This is a genomic window from Capnocytophaga canis (genome assembly GCF_043187445.1).
In the GTDB taxonomy this organism is placed as follows: Bacteria; Bacteroidota; Bacteroidia; order Flavobacteriales; family Flavobacteriaceae; genus Capnocytophaga; species Capnocytophaga canis.
Genome location: NZ_CP171121.1, coordinates 626,122 through 644,918 on the forward strand (window position 1 = coordinate 626,122; position 18,797 = coordinate 644,918).

General features: G+C 34.4%; 21 protein-coding genes. 5 read left to right on the forward strand and 16 right to left on the reverse strand.

The window, feature by feature from the left end; all coding sequences use genetic code 11:
- Window positions 1–152 precede the first annotated feature (152 nt).
- The 13 genes from ACF3OB_RS02775 to ACF3OB_RS02835 form a co-directional block, all read right to left on the reverse strand.
- Window positions 153–1,022: a hypothetical protein gene (locus ACF3OB_RS02775; RefSeq protein ID WP_392448248.1), complete on the reverse strand. Its 870-nt coding sequence runs from the start codon at window positions 1,020–1,022 to the stop codon at window positions 153–155.
- 69 nt (window positions 1,023–1,091) lie between these two features.
- Window positions 1,092–2,294 (reverse strand): IS256 family transposase, encoded by a 1,203-nt coding sequence (locus ACF3OB_RS02780; RefSeq protein ID WP_095893403.1) that lies wholly within the window; start codon window positions 2,292–2,294, stop codon window positions 1,092–1,094.
- A 163-nt stretch (window positions 2,295–2,457) separates the two neighbouring features.
- Window positions 2,458–3,183: a hypothetical protein gene (locus tag ACF3OB_RS02785; protein ID WP_392448250.1), complete on the reverse strand. Its 726-nt coding sequence runs from the start codon at window positions 3,181–3,183 to the stop codon at window positions 2,458–2,460.
- A complete protein-coding gene (locus ACF3OB_RS02790; RefSeq protein ID WP_392448251.1) occupies window positions 3,140–3,412 on the reverse strand; it encodes a hypothetical protein in 273 nt (90 codons plus the stop codon). The genes ACF3OB_RS02785 and ACF3OB_RS02790 overlap by 44 nt, the downstream gene beginning before the upstream one ends.
- Window positions 3,413–3,482: 70 nt before the next feature.
- Complete coding sequence (locus ACF3OB_RS02795; RefSeq protein ID WP_052457353.1) at window positions 3,483–4,193, reverse strand: hypothetical protein; 711 nt, start codon at window positions 4,191–4,193, stop codon at window positions 3,483–3,485.
- Complete coding sequence (locus ACF3OB_RS02800; protein WP_392448254.1) at window positions 4,168–4,410, reverse strand: hypothetical protein; 243 nt, start codon at window positions 4,408–4,410, stop codon at window positions 4,168–4,170. Before ACF3OB_RS02800 ends, ACF3OB_RS02795 begins: the two co-directional genes overlap by 26 nt.
- 69 nt (window positions 4,411–4,479) lie before the next feature.
- On the reverse strand, window positions 4,480–5,217 hold the full coding sequence (locus ACF3OB_RS02805) for a hypothetical protein (protein ID WP_392448255.1): 738 nt from the start codon (window positions 5,215–5,217) through the stop codon (window positions 4,480–4,482).
- Complete coding sequence (locus ACF3OB_RS02810) at window positions 5,171–6,601, reverse strand: SprT-like domain-containing protein (RefSeq protein ID WP_392448257.1); 1,431 nt, start codon at window positions 6,599–6,601, stop codon at window positions 5,171–5,173. The genes ACF3OB_RS02805 and ACF3OB_RS02810 overlap by 47 nt, the downstream gene beginning before the upstream one ends.
- Before the next feature lie 298 nt (window positions 6,602–6,899).
- Window positions 6,900–8,117 (reverse strand): 2-oxoglutarate dehydrogenase complex dihydrolipoyllysine-residue succinyltransferase, encoded by a 1,218-nt coding sequence (gene odhB, locus ACF3OB_RS02815; protein ID WP_095894209.1) that lies wholly within the window; start codon window positions 8,115–8,117, stop codon window positions 6,900–6,902.
- Window positions 8,118–8,144: 27 nt separating this feature from the next.
- On the reverse strand, window positions 8,145–9,098 hold the full coding sequence (locus ACF3OB_RS02820) for a DUF4299 family protein (protein ID WP_172914503.1): 954 nt from the start codon (window positions 9,096–9,098) through the stop codon (window positions 8,145–8,147).
- Window positions 9,099–9,186: 88 nt separating this feature from the next.
- A complete protein-coding gene (locus tag ACF3OB_RS02825; protein ID WP_042347560.1) occupies window positions 9,187–9,711 on the reverse strand; it encodes an HXXEE domain-containing protein in 525 nt (174 codons plus the stop codon).
- Window positions 9,712–9,733: 22 nt separating this feature from the next.
- Window positions 9,734–10,189, reverse strand: coding sequence for a hypothetical protein (locus tag ACF3OB_RS02830; RefSeq protein WP_172914502.1), 456 nt, complete (start codon window positions 10,187–10,189; stop codon window positions 9,734–9,736).
- Window positions 10,190–10,278: 89 nt separating this feature from the next.
- The gene (locus ACF3OB_RS02835) at window positions 10,279–13,077 is read right to left on the reverse strand and encodes a 2-oxoglutarate dehydrogenase E1 component (protein ID WP_392448259.1); all 2,799 of its coding nucleotides are present in this window, start codon (window positions 13,075–13,077) and stop codon (window positions 10,279–10,281) included.
- Between the two features lie 355 nt (window positions 13,078–13,432).
- On the opposite strand from ACF3OB_RS02835, the gene ACF3OB_RS02840 reads away from it, so the two are divergent.
- The 5 genes from ACF3OB_RS02840 (at window position 13,433) to ACF3OB_RS02860 (ending at window position 16,473) form a co-directional block, all read left to right on the forward strand.
- Window positions 13,433–14,311, forward strand: a complete 879-nt coding sequence (locus ACF3OB_RS02840; protein WP_042007138.1) for a cell division protein FtsX — start codon at window positions 13,433–13,435, stop codon at window positions 14,309–14,311.
- 12 nt (window positions 14,312–14,323) lie between these two features.
- The gene (locus ACF3OB_RS02845; protein ID WP_042007140.1) at window positions 14,324–14,575 is read left to right on the forward strand and encodes a DUF3098 domain-containing protein; all 252 of its coding nucleotides are present in this window, start codon (window positions 14,324–14,326) and stop codon (window positions 14,573–14,575) included.
- Window positions 14,575–15,399, forward strand: a complete 825-nt coding sequence (locus ACF3OB_RS02850; protein ID WP_042344831.1) for an undecaprenyl-diphosphate phosphatase — start codon at window positions 14,575–14,577, stop codon at window positions 15,397–15,399. The genes ACF3OB_RS02845 and ACF3OB_RS02850 overlap by 1 nt, the downstream gene beginning before the upstream one ends.
- Before the next feature lie 174 nt (window positions 15,400–15,573).
- A complete protein-coding gene (locus ACF3OB_RS02855) occupies window positions 15,574–16,110 on the forward strand; it encodes a hypothetical protein (RefSeq protein WP_042007144.1) in 537 nt (178 codons plus the stop codon).
- 6 nt (window positions 16,111–16,116) lie between these two features.
- Window positions 16,117–16,473 (forward strand): hypothetical protein, encoded by a 357-nt coding sequence (locus ACF3OB_RS02860; protein WP_392448261.1) that lies wholly within the window; start codon window positions 16,117–16,119, stop codon window positions 16,471–16,473.
- Here the strand turns inward: ACF3OB_RS02860 and ACF3OB_RS02865 are convergent.
- The 3 genes from ACF3OB_RS02865 to ACF3OB_RS02875 are packed head-to-tail and all read right to left on the reverse strand — an operon-like array spanning window position 16,470 to window position 18,635.
- Entirely contained in the window at window positions 16,470–16,688 is a 219-nt protein-coding gene (locus tag ACF3OB_RS02865) for a hypothetical protein (protein WP_042007148.1), read from the reverse strand. The genes ACF3OB_RS02860 and ACF3OB_RS02865 overlap by 4 nt on opposite strands.
- Window positions 16,689–16,691: 3 nt before the next feature.
- Window positions 16,692–17,453 (reverse strand): peroxide stress protein YaaA, encoded by a 762-nt coding sequence (gene yaaA / locus ACF3OB_RS02870; RefSeq protein ID WP_392448263.1) that lies wholly within the window; start codon window positions 17,451–17,453, stop codon window positions 16,692–16,694.
- Between the two features lie 9 nt (window positions 17,454–17,462).
- Window positions 17,463–18,635: an AIR synthase related protein gene (locus ACF3OB_RS02875; RefSeq protein WP_392448265.1), complete on the reverse strand. Its 1,173-nt coding sequence runs from the start codon at window positions 18,633–18,635 to the stop codon at window positions 17,463–17,465.
- Between the last annotated feature and the right edge of the window lie 162 nt (window positions 18,636–18,797).

An 18,797-nucleotide genomic window follows, 5' to 3' on the forward strand; every position in this document is an offset into this window, starting at 1 on the left:
TTTTTTTGTATTAAGAGTGTATTTTTTTACTTTGTTTTGGGATATCAGTTCATTCAATAAAATGTAATTTTTCTCGGATTGTGAAAACCCAAGAAAAGAACATAAAAATAGTGTGATTAAAAGTTTTGTTTTCATTGTTACAAATCTAAAAGTTATTGCCTTTTAGGAAAAAGTTCTTTTGCCCACATAATTTTTTCTTGTAGGCGATTTTCTTCCCATTGTTCAGGAGTGAGTTTTATATAAATATGATTTTTACTTGTATATTTAGGAACAAACTTAAAGTAAAAATCATACGAACCTCCCACGATGCCTTTTCCTTCAATATACGCAAAGCGGTCAATACCACGATGTTCGTTGTAATAATCACTGACTTGCCACCCATCAAAAGTCCAAAAACGATATATTTTTTCATTTCCGTGATTTTCAATTTGAGAAAGATAAATATTTCGCAAATGATGAGGGATAAAAAAACTTTCTTTGTCCTTTCCCTCCATAAAATCAATACGTTTGATAGGCTTTTGCCCTAAATTAAGAATGTAATTCTTAATTTGTGAAACATTTATATAACTCTTAAATTCAACAACATAAAACCATTCAAATAATGAAAATTTTGCTACATAATATTTCTCATTTTCCTTTTTTACCAATGAAAATTTATTGAACTCTTTGGATTCTAACATATAATCACTCGCCTCATAAGGACTAATTATGTTTATGATTCTTCGGGTTATTTTTTCAGGAGAAATAATATTATTTTCGATTTCTTGCCATTGTATTTCTTTCCATTGGGGTTGATTATTATATAAATTTGGCAAAACAGAAATTAATAAAATGATTTCTCCTCGTAAAATATTATACATTTCCACTTCTGTATGGACTCCGTAGAGTTTATTTGTGTTAAGTGTATATTTATTTACTTGATATTTTGAAGCAAGGCTATCTAACAAAACATAACTTTTCTCGGATTGTGAAAACCCGAGAAAAGAATATAAAAATAGTATGATTAGAAGTTTTGTTTTCATTGTTTTTGGATTTATTAAAAATGACACTATCCCTCTAAGTGTGTAAGTTAAAAAGTTGGGGTTAAGTTTTTATAGTTTGAGTCTTTGTGCAAATATAAGCATAAATTGGTTTAAGACAATCCCCCAATTTTGGATAGGCATACTCCACTTTTTGGTAGCTTCTCTCAAAGCCAAGAAAACGGACTTTTGCACAGCTTCGTCTGTTGGGAAAGACAGCTTGTTTTTGGTGTATTTCCGAATCTTACCATTCAGATTCTCAATAAGATTGGTTGTGTAAATAATTTTTCTTATCTCTAACGGAAAATCGAAAAATACGGTCAATTCGTCCCAATTGTCATACCAAGATTTGATAGCATAGCCGTATTTTGACTCCCATTTTTGGGCAAAATCCTCCAAAGCAACCTTGGCAGCTTCCTTGTTAGGGGCAGTATAAATGTGTTTCATATCGGCTGTAAATTCTTTTCTGTCTTTGTAAACCACATACTTACAAGCATTCCTAATCTGATGAACCACACATATTTGCGTTTGTGATTGGGGAAAAACCGTGCGAATGGTTTGCGTAAATCCGTTTAAATTATCGGTGGCAGTAATGAGAATATCTTCCACTCCACGAGCCTTTAAATCAGTGAGAACGCTCATCCAAAAGGCGGAACTTTCATTCTTTCCGAGCCACATTCCTAAAACTTCCTTTTTTCCCTCTCGATTCAAGCCCACAGCAAGGTAAATGGTTTTGTTGACAACTTTTGAGTTCTCACGAACTTTAAAAACGATGCCGTCCATCCAAACAATCAGATACAGCTCGTCCAACGGGCGGTTCTGCCAAGCGACCATTTCATTGGTAACCGCATTGGTAATCCTTGATATTGTGGAAGTTGATACTTCAAAGCCGTACATTTCTTGGATTTGTTCTTCGATGTCGCTCACGCTCATTCCTTTGGCATAGAACGATACGATGATGTTTTCCAAACCATCGATAACGTTCTTGCGTTTAGGGACTAACATTGGGTTAAAACTACCGTCTCTATCCCTAGGAACTTGGATTTGTTCTTCGCCAAAGGAAGTTTTTATCTTCTTGGAAGTGTGTCCGTTACGATAATTTCCATCTTTAGTTTTGTCGTGTTTTTCGTTGTCCAAGTGAACCTCGAGTTCGGCATTGAGCATATGTTCCACCGCTTTTTTGTGGAGCTCTTTAAAGAAACCTGTCAAGTCCTCAGCAGTCTTAAATGACTTGTAAAATTCTTTGCTGTTGAGCAATTCTTCCTTGTTAATCATATCTGTTTAAATTATGGGTCAAAAATAGTTAAAAAGTTATTTCCGAAATTTTTTTTGAGCTTTTAAGGGCTCAAAAAATTTCAGAATAACTTTTCAACTTACACAGATTATGGGATACTCCTTTAAAAATTTCTCTCTCAAAATATTGAGAGAAAAAATTAAATTACTCAAAAGAATTTTTGTAAAAACTTTTATCCATTTTTTTGAATTTTAGAACAACTCCGTTGAATTGTTGTAATTCAAGATAATCTTTCTTGTTTTTTAGGACTTTGTATTTTTGGGTAACAAATTTAATTGGAGTAGCTTCTCCATATGTTGAAGTTTTTTTTAAATAAACGTCAATATTGTAATTGTATGCCCCATAAATCTGTACGTCATACCTATCATATTCAATAGATGAGAAAAATATCTTTTTATAATTATTTTCTCTTTTGAGTTTTATTGCTCCAGAATTGAAATTCTCAAGAATCAGCCCAACTCTGTCTGTGGAGCTTCCCACATTTAATCCTTTAGCTATACTATTATCAGCAGTAATAATACGGAATTTTATTTCTATGGAATCTTTATAATTTTCATAAAAGGTATATTTATGGTAAGTGGACTCTGTAAGCTCTGTTAAGTCATAATTCAAAATTAACGAGTCTTTAACGAATGAATAATGTCCTTTTCCGTAATTAATCACAGCCACGTCACCCGAATAAGTGTATTCAAAAGTTCCGTTTTTAGAAAACTTATACATGTATCCAAACTCACCTTCTACCTCTGTCATATAAAAGTTTCCCCCAATTGTTTCTTGTGGTAAAACATAAAAATGAATCCCTAAAAACGTAAAAAATAATATTTTACTAGCATTTACTACCTTTTGCTTTCCTATTGTTAGTTTGCTCATTTTTTATAATTTTTTTAATATTATTTCTATCTTTTTCCTCAGGAACTAAAGTTTTAAAAGAATCAGTATCTTCATATATAGGATTTCCATCACCATCTGTTATCTCATTTCCGTCTTTATCTGTTTTTTTATATACTAAACCTCCAAACGACAATGCTTTATAATATTCAAAACCTAAATCACTACCTGTACCATAACGCATATCCCATTGTTGTAAAGAAACAGCCATTGCTTCTACGTATGTCCCATAAACTTTTATAAAATTTTCTCTCCCAAATTATTTAGGAGAGAAAATTAAATCACTCAAAAGGGTCATCACTATAAAAACCTTTTTCAACTTTTTTGAGTTTTAAAATAGTTCCGTCGGGTTGTTGCAATTCAAGATAATCTTTTTTATGTTTGGTTATTTTGAATTTCTGAATTTCATTTTTTATTGCCTTTCCCCTATCAAAAGGTTCTGTAAATGCTTTTTTTGTAAGATAAACATCTATTTCATAGTTTAAAAACAAATAAACTTCTGGTATTTTGTGCATACATTCGCCATAACTTACCAAAATAAAACTCAACTCTTCTTCTTTCGCTAAGGTTAATTTTGCAAAACCATTTTTGTCTGTATATACATTTTTTGCACCTCCTTTTCCTTTGGAGATAAAAATTTCTGTATTAGGTAGAGGAACTTTATAAAAATCGTATACTACGAATTTTATATCAATAGAATCTTTTGAATTGACGTACGATTTGGTAATGTGATACCCTGAGAAAGGGATTTCTGTCAAATCATATTTTAAAATTAAGCTATCTTTGGTTAAGGTGTAATGCCCCCTTCCTTCCTTTTTTATTCCTAACTCTCCTACATCAGCATAGTCAAATGTATTGTCAGTATGAAATTGATACCAATTTGTATTACCAACAAACCTTCCTTCTAATGCTTTTTGTGAAAACATTGAATTACTTATTCCTAATAGGAAAAATAAAAACAAAATTCTATTTACATTTTGTACCTTTTGCATTTCGAGTGTTATTTTGTTCGTTTAAAATTTTATCTGCAATATCTTGTCTGTCTTCTGGCTTAGGAACAAGCTCTTTAAAACCATCGGTTTCGGTGGTAATTGTTCCGTTTGTGTCTGTTTGAAACAGACCACCAAACGACAATGCTTTATAGTATTCAAAGCCTAAATCTCTGCGAGTTCCATATTGTATATCCCATTGTTGTAAAGAAACAGCCATTGCACTACGTACGTCTCATAAACTTTTATAAAATTTTCTCTCCCAAATTATTTAGGAGAGAAAATTAAATCACTCAAAAGGGTCATCACTATAAAAACCTTTTTCAACTTTTTTGAATTGTAAAATGGTTCCGTTAGGTTGTTGTAATTCAAGATAATTTTTTTTACGCTTTACAATTTTATATTTTTGAATTGTATTTTTAATTGCATTACCTGATCCTTCTATCTTATTTAATAAGAAAACTTCTATCTCATAGCAAAAACTTAATGAAATATTGTCAATAGAATACATCGCATCATATTCATTATTTATTATAACTAAATCATTAAAAGCATCCTCCTCCTTGATATTTAATAGAGCTTTTCCTTTATTATCTGTTAGTGTTTTAGCCCAAATCTCTTTTGGAATAAAAACTTGTGTGTTAGGTAATGCGTTTTTATCTGTGTCATAGACTATTACATCAATCTGTATAGAATCTTTTAAATTTAAATAGGGTTTTAAAATATGATACCCCGCATATTTAATTTCTGTTAAATCATAATTTAGAATTAAACTGTCTTTTGTTAATATATAATGTCCTTTTCCATATTCAGAAACACCTACATCCATTCCAGATTCGTAATTAAAATAGCCATCCTTTGATAACTCTAATCTTGCCCAAAACTCTCCTGTTCCATCAACGTAAGAGTATATTCCTTCTATTGTTTTTTGTGAAAACATTGAAGTACTTATGCTTAATAGTAATATAAAAAACATTATTTTACCTACATTTTGTACCTTTTGCATTTCCATTATTATTTTGTTCATTCAAAATTTTATTTGCAATATCTTGTCTGTCTTCTGGCTTAGGAACAAGCTCTTTAAAACCATCAGTTTCGGTGGTTATTGTTCCATTTTCATCTGTTTGAAACAGACCTCCAAACGATAATGCTTTATAGTATTCAAAGCCTAAATCTCTGCGAGTTCCATATTGTATATCCCATTGTTGTAAAGAAAATGCCATTGCTTCTACATATTGCTTCATAAATTCGTGATGCAATCTATTTGCACCCTTATACTTACTTTTATTTTTCTTAAAATAATCATCTAATAAAAACCAAAAAGGTTTATTTTCAAAACCAGAATAATTTCTATATGTAGCATTCAAATAAGCGTGTACCATCTCGTGAATTATGGTTCGTGCAATAGCAAGTTGGGTAGCTGTTTGTAAATAATTGTTGTTTAAGGTTATCGTAGTGCCTGAAGTACTTCCATTTGCCCCATTTTTAGTTGTTCCATTTGTAAAAGTTAAATGGGTTTGTGAGCTTTTTTCAAACAAATCAATAATCATTTGCGAAAAATTGTGTTGCCTCTTTATTTCAGGGGTCATTAGGTTTGCTATATTAATACGTCCCGTATCAAGACGCATTTGGTTTAAAATTCGTTTCGCACAAGGGTTTTTCAATTCATCAATAATGTGGTCTTTTGAATCTAATTTTCTTTTGGCAATATACCCTCTGATGATAGTACCTCCTACCCCCGATAAATTTCGATTGTTTTCAAAAGCATCCGCTTGATGGTGATTTTGAGTTGCTCGTGTATATATTTGATTTATGAAAAGTAAATCTTTATCCCCAAAAGGATCCCATCTCTCTGCTGTAACCGTAACTTCATATAATTCATTTACTCCATCAAAAGTGAAAGGATTAGGCCCCCAAGGATTGTTACCTCCACCACCTCTATTACAACCTATTTCCCAATCATCTATTTCAGAAACAATTTTCTTATGTATACGCCCACACTCGGATACTCCGCGAGCAGTTAAACCTTTCTGTTGGGTAACTCCCCATCTTTTTGTAATTATTTGATTTTCCATTTTGTAGGCATCAACTAACTCTCCTGTTGTTTCAAAAAAGTACAAGCGGGCATTGTATATCTCTCCCTTAGCACTTACGCTGTCAATTCGTGTCATAAACAAAAATTGCTTAATACTGTCATTTTCTTTCACAAACAGAATCTCTCCTTTTACATTACTCTCGAAAAGTGTGGTCTCTACTTTTGAGTAATTCTTGTCGGTCAAGTCTTTATTTTGCTCAAATGAACCCCAATTGGGGGTAAGTGCTAAAAAATAACCGTTTTTGTTAACTTTTCTCTTCTCTAACTTTCCTTTTTCAACTTGGTTAAAAAGTTCTTTGGCTTCACTCAAATTCACTGTTTCATAGATCCCTTCATCAAGTGTAATTTCTGTTATTAGCCCCTCTTCACGCTAACAGGCACTTGTTACCGACAGTAACAAACCCGCAATTCCTAATAGTTTTAACTGTTTTTTCAACGACAAAAAAGTTTGAATTTCGGTAAATTTACTAAATATTTAAAAAAAACCAAATTTTCACCCAAAAAAAACTTTAAAACGGAAGTAATAACACACCAAACTCAAAACACAAGTCATAAAACACAAAACCTCCTAAAACGTTATTTTCAGGAGGTTTAACTATTAATATTTTAGAATTCTACAACTCTAAAGCTGCTTTTATGTTACCATTCATTAGGATTTCAACTGGATTTTCAAGAGCTTCTTTCACGGCTACTAAGAACCCTACCGATTCGCGTCCGTCAATGATTCGGTGATCATACGAAAGAGCTACATACATCACAGGAGCTACAACGATTTGTCCGTTTTTAACAACGGCTCTGTCCACCACGTTGTGCATTCCTAAAATTCCCGACTGAGGTGGATTGATTATTGGAGTAGATAACATTGATCCGAAAACGCCTCCGTTAGTAATCGTAAACGTCCCTCCAGTCATCTCATCTACAGTTATTTGCCCGTCACGAGCTCGTAATGCTAAGCGTTTTACTTCAGCCTCTACTCCTCGGAATGACAAGTTTTCAGCATTACGGATAACAGGCACCATCAGTCCTTTAGGTCCTGAAACGGCAATGGAAATATCACAGAAATCATACGTAACTTTCTCTTGTCCGTCAATCATTGAGTTTACATCAGGGAACATTTTCAACGCACGAACTACTGCCAAGGTGAAGAAAGACATAAACCCTAAATTCACATTATGCTTATCTTTAAAAGCATCTTTGTATTGGCTTCTAAGTTCGTAGATAGCCGTCATGTCCACTTCATTAAAGGTAGTAAGCATCGCAGTTTCATTTTTAGCACTCACCAAACGCTCGGCTACCTTACGGCGAAGCATCGACATTTTAGCTCTTGTTTCGGTTCGTAAACCTCCTGTAGGAGTTCCCATAGATGGTTTTGAAGCCTTAAGAGCATCTTCCTTAGTGATGCGTCCGTCTTTGCCTGTACCTTTCACAGATGAGGCAGGTATTTCTCTTTCTTGCAATATTTTACGAGCTGCTGGACTTGGTGCGTTAGTAGCGTATGTCGTTTTTTCAGCTACGGAAGCAGCCACTGGTTTAATTTCTTCTTTCTTTGGCTCCTCCTTTTTAGTTTCTGCTTTAGCAACTCCTTCGGTAGGCTTAGTAGCAGAGGTATCAATCAAACAGACTACCTGCCCTACTTTGACAGCGTCCCCTTCCTCTGCCTGAAGCGTAATAATACCACTGGCTTCGGCAGGAAGTTCAAGAGTAGCCTTATCCGAATCAACTTCAGCAATAGCTTGATCTTTAGATACATAATCTCCCGTTTTCACTAACCAACGTGCAATTTCAACTTCCGTTATGGACTCCCCCGGCGAGGGAACTTTCATCTCTAACATAGTATCTTAGTTTTAAGTATGTGTATATTAATTATTATTAAATAAATTCTTTATTTTTCCAAACAAACTGCTTGTTTCTGATTTTTGATAGATAATGTCTTGCATATCCGATTTTGAAAGTTCAACAATCATATAATGCCCGTCCAATTTCTCGATTTTTTCTTCTGGAAGTCGTTCCAAAAAGGTTTTAAAATCCATATCACCCATGACTTTATAACTATTAGGGTCGTCCTCATCACCTTCAATCGTTACTAATGAAATACGCCATCGACTGATATCCTCTTGGTTGAGTGAGATTTTGGTAATATCAATAAAGGGTGGATATTCATAGGGTAAAATGGTTGGTAAATCTTCCGTTAAAGCATACACACCAATAATACCTTCATTTTTATCTAAACTACTTTCATAGAATCGTTGTTTAGCAAAATAGGCATCCACATACTGATGAGCCTCCACCATTTCGCTGAAATACGTGGCCTTATCATCAGCAGACAGTAATCTGTCTATCATTTCTTCATTCAAGCACATTGGATAATTGACTCCAAAAATATATTGCCCCTCTCTTCCTTCATAGCATTGAATACCAAACTCAATGTCTCGTAAATAATCATACGTTATACTATCGGCTTGGTATGTAGTATCCTCTTCATCAACCACTTGCACTCCTAAATATCTTGCCAAATTTACTATAAATTCAAACGCACCTTGCCAATCAGCTTTGGTACTCGGAGTAAAAACCCGCACCTGATAACTATTTAATTCGGCTTGATAACAAACTTCAAATCCTCGTCCACTCACAAACTCTTCTCCCATCAACATACTTCCGTAATGATCAATAGGTGAGTTCATTACATCTAAAAAATGCTCCTCTTCATCATGAACATCGTACTGAATAAAAGTAGGTGGCTGGAGCGACAAAATCTCATTCGGACTCATCACTCGGGGTGCTTCTGTGTTTTTAATGTAAAAACTCCTACTCATGATTAACTATTTTTTATCCTCAATTCCTGATATCTTTCTGCACGATTGTAAAATTGTTTTTTTGATCTTTACCGATTTGGACGTAAGTTCAACTTAAAGTTTTTTGTAATCTTCCTGCAAGGTTAAGTACACAGGGAACAATTATTAACATTAAAATCGTACCTAAAAACATCCAAAATAGCATTTCCGCAACGGAAAAATCACTATACTCAAAAACGACATAAAAAGCGTAAAAACAATAAGGCAACGACAAAAACGATGTAATAATAGCAGGAATATACTTCCTATAAACTATCCATTGTCCTATATGAATGAACAAATGTACAAAAAAAGCTGAAAATACTACAAACCACCATTGATAAATACCCAAATACAACGAAATAAAACTCATCAAGGATACCAAAACAAAAATGACACACACTGCAAAGGCAAACGTAGAGGTTGATAGTAGAAACATTCCTCCTTTGTCGAATCTTTTTTCTATTCTAGGAAAACGTTTTGCCAACTCTTCCCTATTGTTTTTCAACCACGATTCAAAACCTATGATTTCTTCAAAATCATGTAGCATAAACACGACAGGAAATATCGCTACTATTTTATCTAAATCACTCATTTTGAAACAGAACCCTATCAAACTAACAAATTATAGGCTCTTGAAAATCTCGTTCTACACGAAATTTCACATAATGTTGCTGAAAAATTGCTTTCAACCTTTCGATACTTTCTGGTGTAATACCTGTCAAATCCAACCTACGTACTACGTCATCGTGGCGTGTAACTCTCAGCTCTTTTTCCAAAAATTCAACCGATTTAATATCTTCAAAAGAAAACGTTCGTGAGAAAACCAGCGTATTCAACTTTAAGGTAATTCCTCTTTTGTTCCACTCAACAGAATTTCTATAAAGAAAGGGAGTCAGATAATATAAGGAGAATCCCAAATATGCTGATACTCGTATGTACGGTCTCAGTATTGAATCTTCTAAAAAAAACATTTCAAGAAGAAGCATCACCATTGCGATACCTGAAAATACAAATAACCAAAAGCGAAAACTTCTCACATTACCAAAGTTAAAGAACTTTATTTCTTTCATAGTTCGAGTATTTTTAAACGAACATTTGAATATACGGTGGCATACAGTTTCCCAAATTTTGTAGGGATATGTGACATCCCTACAAAATATTAAAAATTCTTTTTCGCATCCGCTTTTCTGTCGAAAACCATTGCTATAGCTTCGGCATGGCGTTTTCTATCACGGGTATGGCTTCCCGATGCAGGAGCTGAATACACCGTATTCGACGCCAAACGCCATTGAATGAAATCAAAGAACATCAACATGTAACCGTAAGCTCCCATATTTTTAGGTTCTTCCTGAGCCCAAACGTAATCATCTGCATTTTTATATTTGCTCAAAATAGCTTTAATTTGCTCTACTGGTAGCGGGAACAATTGTTCTATACGGATTAATGCAACATCGTTTCTGCCCAACTTCTCACGCTCAGCATACAAGTCATAGTAGAAACGTCCTGAACAGAACACCACTGATTTTACGTTATTTACATCAGCTATTGGGTCGTCAATAACCTCTTGGAAATGTCCATTAGCTAAATCTTCAGCCTTTGAAACTACCTGTGGGTGACGTAACAAACTCTTAGGCGTAAACACCACCAACGGTTTTCTAAAATTCGTCTTCATCTGACGGCGTAACAAGTGGTAGAAATTCGCAGGGGTTGTACAGTTGGCTACATACATATTTTTGTCAGAACACAACTGCAAGTAACGTTCAATACGTGCAGAAGAATGCTCAGAACCTTGTCCTTCATACCCGTGAGGCAGTAACATAACCACACCATCTTGATTTTTCCATTTGTCCTCCGTACAACTAATGTATTGGTCAAGCATAATCTGAGCCCCATTGGAGAAATCTCCAAATTGAGCTTCCCAAATGGTTAAGGTGTTTGGACTTGCCAACGCATAGCCATACTCGAACCCTAAAACACCGTATTCGGACAACAAAGAGTTATAAATATGTAACGAACCTTTATTGAATTTATCGTGTTTTTTAAGTTCGTTGAGTAAAGTTATTTCTTCTTCCGTATCTTCCGTTTTGACTACAGCATGACGGTGCGAGAATGTTCCACGCTCCACATCTTGCCCCGTTAGACGAACGTCAAATCCTTCCGAAAGTAGAGTCGCGAATGCCAAATGCTCAGCTGTTCCCCAATCTATATTATCATTTGTATACGCTTCTTTTCTATCGGAAATAATTTTTGTGATTTTATTGATAAATTTCTTATCAGCAGGAAGTTCTGTTATAATTTTCGCTAACTCATCCAAATCTTTTCGGTCAAAAGAAGTATCGAATTTCTCTAACATTTTTTGGCGAGAAGCTATTTCAAATCCTTTCCATTCATCTTGCATAAAAGGTTTTATAACAGTCAGATTTTCCTTACGAGAATTTTCTAAATGCATGTCTAACACTGACTTATAGTCCATTTCAATTTGGGTTACAAAGTCATTGGTAATAACGCCCTCTTCAATAAGTTGTTTTGCATAAATATTTCTAGGATTGTCGTGTTTGCCGATAATTTTGTACAACTTAGGTTGGGTAAAACGAGGTTCATCTCCCTCATTATGACCATATTTACGGTATCCCAACAGGTCGATATACACATCACTACCAAATTGCATACGGAAATCCAACGCAAAGAGAAAAGCATGTACTACTGCCTCAGCGTCATCTGAATTTACGTGTAATACGGGTGAAGAAGAAACCTTCGCTATATCAGTACAATACGTCGTAGAACGAGAGTCTGTATAGTTGGTAGTAAACCCTACTTGGTTGTTAACCACTATATGTACTGTTCCTCCTGTTTTAAATCCGTCCAATTGGCACATTTGCATAATTTCATAAACAATCCCTTGTCCTGAAATCGCTGCATCTCCATGGATAGCGATTGGCAACACTTTACTGCGGTCTCCTGCTGTAAGTCTATCTTGTTTAGAACGTGCAATACCCTGAATAACAGCTCCTACAGTTTCCAAATGTGAAGGGTTATGAGCTAAATTTACGTTAATTTTTTTACCCGATTTGGTAACCAATTCCGAAGAAATCCCTAAGTGATATTTCACATCACCATCGAAATTATCTTCCATTTCATAGTCTTTTCCGTCAAATTCAGAGAAAATATCTTGCGGATTTTTATTGAAAATATTCGCCAACACATTCAAACGCCCACGGTGAGCCATTCCTAAAACCAGATGCTCCACTCCTTGCTCTGCAGCACTCTGAATCAGAAAATCCAATCCTGAAATTAGAGCATCGTTTCCTTCAAGAGAGAAACGTTTTTGCCCTACATATTTCGTATGTAAAAAGTTTTCAAAAGAAGTAGCTTCATTGAGTTTTTTCAAGATCTGTATTTTCTCTTCTTTTGAAAATTGGGTTTTATTGTTGTTACTGAATAGTCGAGTTTCAATCCATTTACGGATCTCAGGCTCACGGATGTAGGTGTACTCCACTCCAATGGAACGGCAATAAATATCGTTTAAAGCACTGATAATATTACGCAGAGAAGTAGGTTGCAGTCCAATCTCTTTAGCCGAATCAAAAGTAGTATCTAAGTCCGCATTTGACAGACCATAGTTTTCTATGTTCAAATTCGGAACATATGCCTCACGTTCGCGAATCGGATTTATCTTAGTGAACAAATGCCCATAGGTGCGATACGCATTGATAAGGTTCAGCACTTTGAACTCTTTTTGCAACTTTTCAGAAGCTACACTATTGCCTGTATCCACGCTTTGAGCCATCACCTGTACGGTTTGGTCATAGCTACCTCCATAGTTTTCCTGTGCAAAATCAAATCCCTGGAAAAAAGCTCTCCAACTGGGCTCTACTGCGTCCGGATTTTCAAGATATTTTTCGTATAATTCTCCAAAATAAGCCGTACTTGCGGCATTCAAAAAAGAATATTTGTCCATATAAAAAACGTTATTCGTAATAATGAAGTACAAAGATATAACTTACTTTCAAATTTCCGATTTTTTTTGATGACTTTTCAACAGATATTTTTTATGTTTTTTTTAGCAATTATTCAAAATTCTATATATCAACATGTTACAAAGACAGCGGTTCTTTATAAAAATTTCATTTTTTTGCTTTTTCAATTTCGTTTCATTTTGATTTTTTATAAGTAGACTAAAATTGATAAATTATTCGCAACAAGGCAAAACGTGGTAAAAGAATGTTTTTTTTCAGAGCCAAACAAATAAATATTTTGCAGTTTTTCAATATTTTTTTACCTTTACCGAATTATTTTGAAAAAACTATAAAAAATTGGCACGATCGATAGATATATTCAACAGAAGAAGACTGATAACTTCCTATTTTTCAGTAACTATAAGCATAACTTTAGTACTTTTTCTACTGGGATTATTGGGTTTTTTGTTATTAAGCACACAACGTTTAGCAAACTATTTTAGGGAACAAGTTTCTGTAACCATTTTTTTGAGTGATGATGCGAAAATGGCGGATATTGAGCAGTTACAACGTACTCTATCGGTAGCGGAATATGTAAAATCGCTTCAATTTATCTCGAAAGAAGAAGCCGCAGAAAGTTTTAGCGAAGAAATTGGTGAAGATTTCGTCACGTTCATTGGCGACAATCCTTTGCATAATTCGATTGACTTGAGTTTAAAAGCAGCTTTTGCTGAACCTGAAAAAATGAAGGAATTGGAGAAAGAACTGAGCCAACACTCTTTTGTTTCAGAAGTAGTATACGATAAATCGCTCATCACATTGATTCACGAAAACGTAAACCGCATAGGTCTTATTTTACTAATATTCAGCGGTTTGTTTACTTTTGTAGCAGTGCTTTTAATCAATTCATCCATCCGTTTATCAATATATTCAAAGCGGTTTATTATCAAAACTATGCAGTTAGTGGGAGCAACACGAGGTTTCATACGCCGACCGTTCATATGGACAAACGTTCGTTTGGGCATTTTGAGTGCTTTATTCGCCATGGGACTACTCTATGGGTGCTTACGATATATATACATTAAATTCCCTGAATTTCACATACTTGCCAACACAAATGACATGGTAATTGTCTTTACAAGTATATTTGCCATAGGAGTGTTAATCAGTTGGATAAGCACCTACTTTGCAGCACAACGCTTCTTGAACCTAAATACTAACGATTTGTACTATTAAAATATAAAAAATATGGAGGAAGAAAGAAAACATCATTCAGAACTTATTTTCGGGAGAAAAAACTATATCGTAATGGCTATTGGATTAGCAATCATTGCTTTAGGATTTATTTTAATGAGTGGAGGAGGTAGTAGCGACCCTAATGTGTTCGATGCTTCTATTTTTGATTCACAACGCATTCATGTAGCACCAACTTTGGTTTTAATCGGCTTTGCGGTTGAAATTTATGCTATTTTGTTAAATCCCAACAAGAAAAAGAATTAATGAGTGTCATCGAAGCCATAATCATCGCTATTATTGAAGGTTTAACGGAATATTTACCGATTTCATCAACCGCTCATATGGGTTTCACAGCCTCTCTTTTGGGAATGAACAGCGATGATGAATTTTTAAAAATGTTTCAAGTCTCTATACAATTTGGAGCTATTCTTTCGATTGTTGTGTTGTATTGGAAGAAATTTTTTGATTTTTCCAACCTTAATTTCTACATTAAACTTGGAAGTGCTGTAGTTCCAGCTTTGGTATTAGGATATCTTTTTGACGAGAAAATCGAAAGTGTTTTAGGAAATCAGCAAGTGATTTCAGCTGTATTAATTCTGGGAGGAATTGTGTTGATTTTTGTTGATCGATGGTTTAAAAATCCTGTGATTTTCGATGAAAAAGATATTTCTTTCAAAAAAGCCATCACCATAGGATTTTGGCAATGTTTGGCGATGATGCCAGGCACTTCACGGTCAGCGGCTTCCATCATTGGAGGCATGACCCAAAGGCTAAGTAGGAAAGCTGCAGCAGAATTTTCGTTTTTCTTGGCTGTACCCACGATGTTAGCCGTAACGGTCTATTCAGTATTTTTGAAAACTTGGGGCAAAAATACCGCAACCCCACAAAAAGGCTATGAAATGATATTGGCTACTGCTGAAAATACACAAGTTTTCCTATTGGGTAACCTCATCGCTTTTGTGGTTGCTTTAATCGCTGTAAAAACATTTATATCGGTTTTGACAAAATATGGGTTTAAATTTTGGGGATATTACCGCATTATCATCGGGATTGTTCTTTTTATTTATTTCACATATTATGGAAAATAATCCAATAACCTAATTTAAAGGTTATTAGAATAGCTTTCTCAATTAAAAAAGATTCTATTTTGTAACACAAAGAACACACATAGTTTTTGTCTTCAACAAAAAGTATGCACTGCCTAATCTAAAAAGAATTTAGAGTTTCGATAGATGTGTTTTTAATCGCAATTTGTAAATCAAATGACATTACTGAAATATATTTATTTTTTGGCAAAATCAACCAATCAGCATGGAGTGCATTCGCCTTTTGTTTACGATTTTATTACAAAATGCTTGTATTCAAGAAAAAAAATAGATGAAAAAGAATCCTATTCTGCAACAATAGAAGGAATTAATCCGAAACAATACAACTTACTACTGAAAAGTATGCGTTATTTCGGAGTAAAAACTGTCTTTGTGGATTCGGAAAATCTAAAAAATGCTATTTTAGGAGCAGGAATAGATGTTTCCGTAGACGTAAAACTAAAGGATAACCAAAAATACGATATTATTTTTTTACAAAATATATCACAACCTTCGAATATCACTTCACTATTGACGTATATGCACAACAATAGCGTTTTGATAATCAACAATTTGTACAAAAATACTCCTACATTGGCATGGCAAGAGTTTACATCGCATCCTCAGGTCACCGCTTGTATCAATATCTTTACACAAGGATACATTTTTATACGTAATGAACAAGGTAAGGAGTTTTTTTACATTAGAGTTTGAAAAATTATGGCAAGAGATGAACAATTAAAATCGCGTTGGGAACATATCTGTAGAGAATTATCCAAAACCTTTGGCAATGGAGAGGTTTTAGATGTCGATGATATCATATATCTTATTGGTTTACAAGAATTTGGGAATTTTCATCGCAAATTTAAAAAGGATGATAAAATCAACTTGATGCACATCGCTATCTGTAAGCTATTAGAACCATACGGCTACTACCGTTTTGATTTTGTTGACCCTGATGGTTGGCCTCACTATACATTGGTGGAAGAGTTACCTCCTTTAAAAGCTGGTGAACAGTCTATTCTTATGAAAGAAGCTATCGTACATTACTTTGAGAAAAATGAATTTTTCGATTAGTCAATATGGTTTTCTACAGTCTTATTTTTTTCAAAACCATCTAAAATTTGCTTATATTCCTCAAAGCGATGTTCTCGCACAGGTCTCACAAATGGCTCTGTGCGAAAATAGAGAAGTAGGCAGGGGCTAATATTTTTGTATTTTTCAACAAATTCATATTTAATTAATTCGCCGTTATTGATGCGTTGTTTAATTTTGTTGTGATAAGGATACATAAATTAGCGAATAAATACAGGTTCGTTGATGTTGGTAGTATGCTGTTGGCTAAAACGGTAGCCTTCATAGTCAAACCCTTTGAGTTCATCAAGAGTTTGTATATTATTCTTAATCAAATAACGAACCATTAGTCCACGTGCTTTCTTAGCGAAAAAGCTAATCATCTTTAACTCGTCGTTTTTCCAATCTTTGAAAATAGGAGTGATAAGTTGATTTTTAATTTGCTTATAATCAACTACTTTAAAATATTCATTACTTGCCAAATTAACAAATAATTCGTTAGAATCAAGTTCCTCATTCAAAAATACTGTCACAGATTCTTTCCAATAATCATATAAATTTTTAGCTCTCCCGATGCTTATTTTAGTTCCCATCTCCAAACGATAGGGCTGAATTAAATCCAGTGGTTTTAAAATGCCATACTGTCCGGAGAGAATACGCAAAGAGAACTGTAATCGCTCAACTTCTTTGCTATCAAGAGAATACACATCCAATCCATCATAAACATCTCCATCAAAAACATATACCGCCTGACGGGCATTTTCCAAAGAAAAAGGCAAGGAAAAAGCCTGATTACGCTCCCAATTTAAATTTGCTAACTTATCCGATATATGCATCAAATCAGCCAATTGTTTAGGTGATAATTCCTTCAAGGTGGCATTTACAGTAGCTATTTTCTCAGGAAAAACAGGTTGAGTGTGTTCCTTAGTTGGTATGTTTCTTTCAAAATTCAGAGATTTTGCTGGAGAAATAACGATTTTCATTGTACAGTATTAATATTTAAACACTCCATATTCACTATGGATAGTCAATTTTTTGCTATCCGATTTTTCTACACGCCCTACAATTTTGGCAGGTACTCCAAAACTTTCTGATATGGCAATCAAATCATTCGCAATTTCTTTTGGTACGTAGAGTTCCATACGGTGTCCACAGTTAAACACTTGATACATTTCCTTCCAATCAGTTTTTGATTCTTGTTGAATAAGTTTAAACAAGGGCGGAATTTCAAACAAATTATCTTTGATAATGTGTAAGTTATCTACAAAATGCAATATTTTAGTCTGAGCTCCTCCACTACAATGAACCATTCCGTGAATTTGTGAAACGTCATATTTTTCGAGTATTTTTTTTATGATAGGAGCATATGTTCTTGTTGGAGAAAGCACCAATTTTCCAGCATTGATAGGTGCGTCGTCCACAGTATCAGTAAGTTTTTTAGATCCTGAATACACTAAATCAGCTGGTACAGAAGCATCAAAACTTTCAGGATAATTAGTCGCTAAATACTTTGCAAATACATCGTGACGTGCCGAGGTTAGTCCGTTGCTTCCCATACCTCCATTGTACTCCTTTTCGTAAGATGCTTGTCCGAACGAGGCCAAACCAACGATAACATCTCCTTCTTTAATATTTGCATTATCAATCACTTGGCTTCGTTTCATACGAGCCACAACCGTTGAATCAACAATTACAGTACGTACCAAATCCCCTACATCGGCAGTTTCTCCTCCGGTTGAATGTATGGTAACTCCGTGAGCTTTCAATTCTTCAATAAGCTCCTCCGTTCCATTGATAATAGCAGAAATAACTTCTCCTGAAATTAGATTTTTATTACGCCCAATGGTTGAGGAAAGCATAATATCATTTACGGCTCCTACGCAAAGTAGGTCATCAATGTTCATTATCAGAGCATCTTGGGCAATGCCTTTCCATACGGAAAGATCACCTGTTTCTTTCCAGTAAAGATATGCCAACGATGATTTTGTCCCTGCTCCATCGGCATGCATCACCAAACAATAATCAGGATCATGAGTTAAAAAGTCAGGTACTATTTTGCAAAAAGCCTTTGGAAACAAGCCTTTATCAATGTTTTTTATAGCATTATGCACGTCACCTTTTGATGCAGAAACTCCTCGTTGAGCGTATCGTTTACTTACTTCCATACTGAAAAATTAATCTAAATTTGTAGAGTGCAAAACTACATTTTTTTTTTGCATAAACCAAGTATTTTGTACGGATTACTCTCCTTAGTTTACCTCCTTTAAAAACTCAGTAAATACGATCGAAGCCTCTTAGCAATCATCGTTAAGTAAAATGTTAGAAAA